The following is an 8,905-nucleotide window of genomic DNA, read 5'->3' on the forward strand; positions in this document are numbered from 1 at the left end:
ATTTGAGAAGAGCGAAATAGTTCGTACTGCCCCATACCGCCAGGACCTAAAGCCCTGGAGTATATTACCCCACCCAGCATGTTCAGCAGGATACCTGCCATCTGGCCACCGGTAACGAATATACTTTTCCGTAAAAAACTCATAAACTATTTAGCGTATTTCTTGTAAATCTGAAGGATCTTTTTAACCCATGCCTCAGAAGAATAATCTCCTTCCACTTTCCCGGTAGCATTTTTTATCAGCTGATCGCGCATTGTATCATCTTTAAGGAGCAGATCCATGGCATTAGCCAGTTCTGTGGCGTTGGCAGGTTTTACCAGCAAACCGGTTTGTTCATGTGCTATCAGTTCCGCCAATCCGCCAATACCAGAGGCAATGGGAACCGTGCCGGCGGCCATTGCTTCTGTTACCGCGAGTGAGGTGGCTTCCACCACTCCGCTGGCTGGTACAGACGGCACGATCACGGCTTTGGCCTTTGCAAACAACGGCAGCAAACTGTTTCTTGGCACAGGGCCTAAGAAAGTTACCCGGGGAGTGATATCCAGGCTGGCGGCCAGGTCTTCCAGCTCCTTCCGGAGCGGGCCCTGCCCGGCAATCACCAATTGGCAATCCTTGTTTTCCAACTGTGCCAATGCCTCAATGGCATAGCGCACACCTGTTTTTTCCACCAGCCTGCGTGGCACCAGGAAATAGGGTTGTTTTACGGGCAGATCTATCGGTTTCTTTATAAATTCCCTCACTTCTCCAACATGCACACAATTAAATACTACATCAATTTTTGCAGGATCCAGGCCATAATCATTCGTCAGAATGGCGGCCTGCCCGCTATCCACGGCAATAAAATGCCGGGAACTTTTAAACGCCAATGCCTCGCAATCCATTATCAGTTGCTTGTAGGCAGGGAGTTTATCCGCCCCGCCCATTTGCGCCTCATATAACGCCGGACCATGTACGGTCTGAATCACCGGTATTCCGTTAAGATTTCTGCATTGCTGAACAGCATAGGAAGCATACACATCATGTGTATGAATTACATCCGGCTTAAACTGCCCGATCTCTGCTGTCACCAATTGACTGATACGGTTAAGCGTATGCTTAAAGTTGCTGCTGACAAACTTATTATTATCACCCAATGCCAACAACAGGCGAATAGCCTTTTCCCATTTAGGGGGTTGCGCCATTCCTCCCTGGATCAGCTTAACTTCATGACCATTTGATTTCAGTTCAGCTATCAGAATTTCAACATGCGTACTTAATCCGCCTGAGTGAGGTATCCGCTGCTGTGTTACAATTAACACCTTCATTATATCCTATTTTGTCATTTTTCTTACGAGAAAATTAAAAGGCCGCGACAACTGGGTTGCCATGCCTTTGATCATCAGTTTACAGATCCATCCCAATGCCGAGGTCTTATCTTTAAAAGAATAAACCACACCGCCCTGGAGTACTTCCGGAACAACTGTAAAATTCTTTTCGGACAACTGCCGCTGTGCAGCAAAGCCAACTGCTGAGAAAGCCCTGCCATTTGCCTGCAGGCTTTTCAGTATTTCATCAGCGTAGTTCAGTGAAAGCCTGTCCATTGGGAGTATCCTGTCTTCCATCGAAATCCTGCGCATAAACTCGCTGACTTTCGGGTCATAAGGCACTGCAAAAAAGGGGGTTCCCATTGCCGCTGCAAATACACATCCATGCAAACGCATGGATAAAACAAAATCAGCCGCCTTTACCTCCTCCATTGCATCGTTCAGATCAGCAGGAATATGAATACTTATCTTATCCCTGTGCTCAGGTGCAAATGCCGAAATAAGTTCTTCATAGAATTTGACATCATGAACAGACTCATATCCCAGCATTCTTATTGCAACTCCGTTTTCAATCAGCTTCGTACAAATCGCTACTAACCCGTTTTTATCAAGCCCGCTCCATTTCCGGAAAGCCACTGCTACAGTAGGGCGGCTGTTTCCGGAAGAGCGCCCTGCCACATATCGTTTAAAATCAAGAGAAGGAACAACATCTGCAGTCACCTGTATTTTGTTGGCATCCACTCCATATGCTATTAATTCTTTTCTACTTTCTTCATCCCGTACCTGTACCAATGCCATGCGGTTGCAGGCAAAAGCAGTAAGTTCCTTTAACCAGGCAGTTTTAACAGGCCCCACACCAATTCCCACTGTCATTACCGGTCTGTTAAATAAGATACCAAGGCAGGCAGGAAGTATGTAAGCCGGAATGGTAGTCCAGCTATGAACATCCTGTATTATACCACCACCACCAATCACCACCAGATTACTTTTCTTTATACTGCCGATATGCCTGGAAAGGCGCATCCAAAAATCATGTGAGGGGAAAAAGCCTTTAATAGTATCGACAGCAGTTATACCCGTAAAGTTCCGGGTGTATTCCGGGCTCCTGGTTACAATACTGAAATTTGCCTGTGGAAGGTTCTTTTTCACCCCTTCATAAACAGCAAGAGAAACTGCTTCATCACCTACATTTCCAGCGCCAAAAAAACCGGTTAGTAATATATTCTCTGAAGTTTGCCTATTGACAATTGCCATGTGCTTCCGTTTTTATCCTGGCAGGCCTTAAAAGCCATTACCCCTCTATATCAAAATATTTTATCTGTTTATTCCGCTTCAGTTGCATATAAACCATTTTTTGCTGTTTTAAATGCTGGTATTCAGCTTCATTTCTCATTTTAATCACTTTTGCAGGATTTCCTCCTACTACGGCCATTGCCGGTACATCCCTGGTTACCACCGCTCCTGCACCTATAATGGCGCCTTCGCCAATGGTTATTCCAGGCACAATGATCACACTTCCTCCAATCCAGACATTCTCCATTATCCGTACGGACTTAAGGACGGTAGCACCGTCGTAAGGAATCGCCGTAGCGCCCTCATAGCGGTGATTGGCTGTATAAATGCTGACGCCCGGGCCTATCACTACTCCTGAAGCAATGAACAAACCTCCCTGGCTTGATAGAAAAGCGTTAGGTCCGATATAGATATGGTTTCCGAAATGAATTTTTTTGGGGAAAGTTGCTTTTATGCCTTGCGCAATCACAACATTATCACCAAGGTTAAATGAACGCAAGGGGGTGTCATTGGCCCAGCTATTCATCTTCTTTACAAATCCTTTCAGAATTTTTGTAAGAATATTCACGATTAAAAAAATTCTGCTAGTTGTTCAATGGTAACATTCCGGTTCAGCAGCCGTGCAATGCGCTGGCAGGCTTTACCGTCGCCATAGGGATTCACTGCCTGCCCCATAAGATCATATGCTTCCTCATTGTTGAGCAGTTCACTTACTTCTTTATATATCTTCTCCTCATCTACTCCCACCAATTTCACCGTACCAGCTGTAACAGCCTCCGGCCTTTCAGTTGTATTGCGCATTACCAGCACAGGTTTTCCAAGACCGGGTGCTTCTTCCTGCACGCCACCACTGTCTGTCAGAATCAGGTAGCTTTTGCTCATTAAATAAACAAACGGAAGGTATTCGAGTGGAGAAATGATGTATATATTGTCTAAATCTGCCTGCTGCAGGATATCGTGTACTGGTTTACGTACATTCGGGTTAAGATGAACCGGATAAACAAAATCTACTTCCGGGTATTCCTGTGCCAGTTTCTTAATTGCCTGACAAATACTGATGAAGCCATCACCGAAGTTTTCGCGGCGATGCCCTGTGATGAGCACCAGCCTTCGTTCGCTCTTATTGTTTCCATTCCAGGAAGCCATGGTGGCAAGCGGCAGTCCATTCTCCACCAATTGTTTTTCCACTTCGGTTTTAATATCCCCCTGCTGCTCCATTTTATCCAGCACCATGTGCAATGCATCCAGCACAGTATTACCTGTAACAAATATCTGCTCCGCTTTAACGTTTTCGTCCAGCAGGTTTTGTTTGGAGATTTTCGTAGGTGCAAAATGGTAAGTGGCAATACGTCCTGTAATGTTGCGGTTCATTTCTTCCGGCCAGGGGCTATAAATATTATGCGTCCTTAAGCCGGCTTCCACGTGCGCCACCGGAATCTGTTTATAGAATGCGGCCATCGCGGCAGCGGTGGAGGTAGTGGTATCTCCGTGTACGAGTACCACATCGGGCTTAACAACTTCCAGTACTTCCCGCAATCCCGACAGCACCCCTATTGTTACATCATAGAGGTCTTGTCCCTGCTTCATAATCTTCAGATCAAAGTCGGGACGCACTTCAAATATATTCAGCACCTGGTCCAGCATCTCACGATGCTGACCGGTAACACATACTTTCACGTCAAAAATCTCCGGGTGTTTTTCCAGTTCTTTGACCAATGGGCACATCTTAATCGCTTCCGGCCTGGTACCGAATACAAATAATACCTTATTTATTTGTGTTGTCATAAAAAATACTTTGATTAAATACTGTTACAGCTCAGCCAATTATAAGTGACCTTCAAGCCTGTGGCAATACTTATTTCAGGATGGTATCCGATCAGCTTATTTGCCCTGGAAATATCCGCCAGACTATGTTTTACATCTCCTTTTCTTTCCGTACCATACTTTGGCTGAATATCAACAGCCGCCACTTCCGTAATCATATGCCATAGCTGGTTCAGGGTTGTTCTTTCACCAAAGGCGATATTGATAATTTCGGCCTGGTGAATGTCCTTTTTCAGCAGTGCCTTTATATTTGCCTGTACTGCATTTTCCACGAAAGTAAAGTCCCTGCTGGTTTCCCCATCTCCATTTATTACCGGCGCATTTTTCTGAATGGCCGCATCTATAAATAATGGTATTACTGCAGCATAGGCGCCTTTTGGATTCTGACGCGGCCCAAATACATTGAAATACCGCAACCCGATTGAATGGAAATTATATACCCTGGAAAATACACTGGCATACAATTCATTCACATATTTGGTAACGGCATATGGAGAAAGGGGATTGCCTATCGCTTCTTCCACTTTAGGTAGTCCCGGATGATCTCCATAGGTACTGGAGCTTGCCGCATATACCATTCGTTTGACATTTGCATCCCTGGCCGCTACCAATACGTTCAGGAACCCTGAAATATTTACTTCATTGGTGGTAATAGGATCGTTAATAGAACGGGGTACAGAGCCTAAGGCTGCCTGGTGTGTTACATAATCTATTCCTTCGAATGCCTGTTTGCAAACTTCAATATTCCGTATATCACCTTCCAACAGTTCAAATGATGGATTATCTATGAATAGCTTCAGGTTTTCTTTTGATCCGGTAGAAAAATTGTCCAGTACCCTTACTTTCTTTGCACCGTATTTCAGCAGGTATTCAACAATATTAGAACCGATAAAACCAGCTCCTCCTGTTACGAGAAAGGAAAATTCAGATAATTCTTTGCTATGGAAAGGTTTATTGTACATCTATTAAAAGAGATAATGTTTTCGATTAAATAAAATCAGAGCCTGGCATCCACCATCTCTTTAGCTAACACACCTTTGACATCATATATCACCGCATTTTTGTTACAGATAGCGGGAATGTCAATGTCTTTAAATTCGTTATGCGCTACTGCCAATAATACTGCATCAAAGCACGCGTCGGCCGGAATTGATTTAACGCTGTTCCACCCATATTCATGCATCACTTCATCCGGGTTAGCCCATGGATCATGGATCACAATATTAACATCGTATCCTTTCAACGTATTCAAAATATCCACCACTTTTGTGTTGCGTACATCCGGGCAGTTTTCTTTAAAGGTTACTCCAAGCACAAGGATGTTCGCATTTTTTACGCGTACTTCTTTCTTTACCATAAGCCGGATCACTTCATGGGCAACATAAGCGCCCATACCGTCATTCACACGCCGCCCTGCCAATATTATTTCGGGGTGGTAGCCTGCTTCCTGGGCTTTCTGGGCTAAATAATAAGGATCAACGCCAATGCAATGTCCACCCACCAAACCTGGTTTGAACTTCAGGAAATTCCATTTGGTACCGGAGGCTTCCAACACATCTGCTGTATCGATATTGAGGAGATTAAAGATCTTAGCCAGTTCGTTTATAAAAGCAATATTGATATCGCGTTGGGCATTTTCAATCACTTTCGCAGCTTCCGCCACTTTAATGGTAGCTGCTTTGTGTGTTCCTGCTGTGATAACAGATTTATACAGTTGATCTACTTTCTCCGCAACGGCAGGTGTAGAACCTGAGGTTACTTTCAATATTTTGGTAACTGTGTGCTCTTTATCACCCGGGTTAATACGCTCTGGCGAGTACCCTGCAAAGAAGTCTACATTAAACTTTAAACCGGATACTTTTTCGAGTACAGGTACGCATTCGTCTTCTGTAACGCCGGGATATACGGTTGATTCATATATAACAGTATCACCTTTTTTCAGCACGCGGCCAACTGTTTCACTGGCTTTATACAATGGTGTCAGATCAGGGCGGTTATACTTGTCTACCGGTGTGGGTACTGTAACAATAAAGTAATTAGCGGTGCGGATAGCGTCAAGATCATCGGTGCAAAATAAGCCTGTTGAGGCATTTGCATCAGCGCTGATCACCTTCTTTAAATCAGCCTCTGCTACTTCCAGTGTATGATCTTTACCACTCATCAATTCCGCGATCCTGGCCTTATTAATATCAAAGCCGAATGTTTTATATTTTTTTGCAAATTCAACAGCTAAGGGCAATCCTACGTAGCCTAATCCAATAATAGCAATCCTATTTTCCTGGTTCATATTTGATAGTTGTTTCTGAAATTCTATTTTACTCAATTAAGATTTCCCAATCAGCCTTCTCAGGCGGCTACCCCGCTTTTTCTCTGTATACCCGTAGCCATAGCCATATCCGTAGCCATAGCCATAGCCATAATTGCGGCCGGCTTTCACATCATTTACAATCAGGCTGACTTTAGGCATCTTTCGTTGCGTTGTAAGGTCTTCGGGGATTTGCAGCTGTTGTTTAAATGTTACTCCCTGGCGTATCAGGTAAAGTGTAACATCTGCAAACCGCGCCAGTAACTGCGCATCTGTCACCAATCCTACAGGCGCTGTGTCAATAATGATATAGTCAAATTTTTTCCTTAACTGGCTAAACATCTCTTCAGTTTGGTCCAGTAAAAGTAACTCCGCCGGGTTGGGAGGAATTGGCCCGGAAGAAATAAGACTACAATTTTCATGTATTCCTGATGGCCGGATAATACTATCCAGTGAGCTTTTCCCAATGGCGTAGGTACTAAATCCCGTCCTGTTATCCAATCCCAGTTTCTCAGAAACTTTTGGTTTACGAAGATCCATTTCCAACAAAATCACTTTATTTCCTGATAGGGATAATACAGCAGCGAGATTAGCGGCAACAAAGGATTTTCCTTCCCCGCTCATACTGGAAGTAAGCAGGATGACTTTTTGTTCCCTCCCCGATAGTACAAATTGCAGATTAGTACGTAGCGCCCTGAACTGTTCAGCAACAGGTGTTACATCATCATTTTTTACAATCACCAGTTCTTTACTGTGTGTATGACCTATCTCGCCAATAATGGGTACTTTGGTCCCATTTGTAATATCTTTTTTATTCGTAATGCGGATATTTAACAGCTCTTTCACGTATAACCCGCCTGAAGGCAATACTAACCCGACCACTAATGCCACGAGATAGATCAAAATCCGTTTTGGCTTAAAAGGTAAGGCATCACTCTTTGCGGGATCTATTATCCTGGCTACTGCCAGGTTGGACGACTTTGATAAGGCAGATTCTTCTCTTTTCTTAAGTAAGAAAAGATAAAGTTCCTGTTTAATGGCTTGCTGACGGGAGAAATCGAGGAACAATCTTTCTTTTGCCGGTACCTGGTGAATCTTTTTATTTAATCCGGCGGAACTTTGCTGCAGTTCCTTGATACCGATCTGTATTCCCTGCTTTAATGATCCGAGGCTGGTATTAAGATCTCCGCGCAGATTAGTCAGCTGCTGATCAATATTTTTTATAACAGGGTTATTTTCGGTGGTAGACAGCAGCTGCCGTTCCCTTTCAAGCTGCAACGTATTGTAACGCTCCACCAATCCCAGAAACGCGGGATCCTGCACAATCAGCGAAGATGGAACAACGCGGCGGTTATTCCCTCCATCCTGCAGGTATTTCTGCATTGATTCCACCACATTTAATTTCACCTGTTGGTCAAGCTGTTCTTTGGCAAAATCGCCGGTACTTGAAACCAGCAATTTAGCCTGTTCTCCTAAATCTGCCAGGTCATTTGATTGTTTGAACTGTTGAATATCTTTCTCTACACCGGAAAGTTCTTTAGTTACAATAACCAACCGGTTGTCGATAAATGCGATGGTACTGTCGGCAATCCTGTTTTTATCTTCCACGCTTGCATGCATGTATGTTGTAATCAGTTTGTTCAGGACTGCTTCTCCTCTTTCAGGAATTGCATCTGTAATGGAAAGATCAATAGTGCTCACCTGTTTATTGGGAATAGCCATCGTAACATTTGATCTGTACTTGGCTACCGCAGCATCCACTGATACTACTTTAATGTAATATTCGGAATGTACAAAAGCATATTGAGGCTGGCGCTCCAGGCTTACAATACCTTCGGGTAAGTGCAGCGTATCATTCCAGGACGCTTCCCTGGTGAGATTTTTACGGCTTAAAGAAAATTTATTTCCACTAAGCGGGCGGACGGTATATTCCATTGCCGCCACGCTGTCGCTCAGCGTGATCCACTTCAGTGAGAAGGGCATATTGCTGTATTGTTCCGTTTTTTTAACTCTCCCGTCCGCGATGTACATTACATTCAGTTGAAGATCCCTAACCACATCTTCCATGATGGACCGCGAACTCAGTATCTCCACTTCATTGTCAACGCTGCTTTTGGTGTTAAACAATTCCAGTTGGCTCAGAATTTCCTCCCCCGGAAGATTTCCGCCCTTCTGATCA

The 8,905-nt window shown here is 44.1% G+C and carries 6 protein-coding genes and 1 pseudogene; all 7 read right to left on the minus strand.

Translation table 11 applies throughout. From position 1 onward, the window contains the following. Nucleotides 1-146: 146 nt before the first annotated feature. Entirely contained in the window at nt 147-1,304 is a 1,158-nt protein-coding gene (locus VN105_RS25970; protein WP_325645728.1) for a glycosyltransferase family 4 protein, read from the minus strand. Nucleotides 1,305-1,310: 6 nt separating this feature from the next. Next, nucleotides 1,311-2,558: a polysaccharide pyruvyl transferase family protein gene (locus VN105_RS25975; protein WP_325645730.1), complete on the minus strand. Its 1,248-nt coding sequence runs from the start codon at nt 2,556-2,558 to the stop codon at nt 1,311-1,313. Nucleotides 2,559-2,679: 121 nt separating this feature from the next. After that, nucleotides 2,680-2,886 (minus strand): annotated as a pseudogene (locus VN105_RS29850) (DapH/DapD/GlmU-related protein); the annotation flags it as partial. Nucleotides 2,887-3,167: 281 nt separating this feature from the next. Then, nucleotides 3,168-4,382, minus strand: coding sequence for a non-hydrolyzing UDP-N-acetylglucosamine 2-epimerase (gene wecB / locus VN105_RS25985; RefSeq protein WP_325645734.1), 1,215 nt, complete (start codon nt 4,380-4,382; stop codon nt 3,168-3,170). A gap of 14 nt (nt 4,383-4,396) precedes the next feature. Further along, entirely contained in the window at nt 4,397-5,383 is a 987-nt protein-coding gene (locus tag VN105_RS25990; protein ID WP_325645736.1) for an SDR family oxidoreductase, read from the minus strand. Between the two features lie 35 nt (nt 5,384-5,418). Further along, the gene (locus VN105_RS25995; protein WP_325645738.1) at nt 5,419-6,708 is read right to left on the minus strand and encodes a nucleotide sugar dehydrogenase; all 1,290 of its coding nucleotides are present in this window, start codon (nt 6,706-6,708) and stop codon (nt 5,419-5,421) included. 36 nt (nt 6,709-6,744) lie between these two features. Next, nucleotides 6,745-8,905: polysaccharide biosynthesis tyrosine autokinase (locus VN105_RS26000; protein WP_325645740.1), on the minus strand; the 2,161-nt coding region annotated here is incomplete at its 5' end.

Origin of the sequence: Chitinophaga sp. (genome assembly GCF_035564935.1) — a bacterium.
In the GTDB taxonomy this organism is placed as follows: domain Bacteria; phylum Bacteroidota; class Bacteroidia; order Chitinophagales; family Chitinophagaceae; genus Chitinophaga.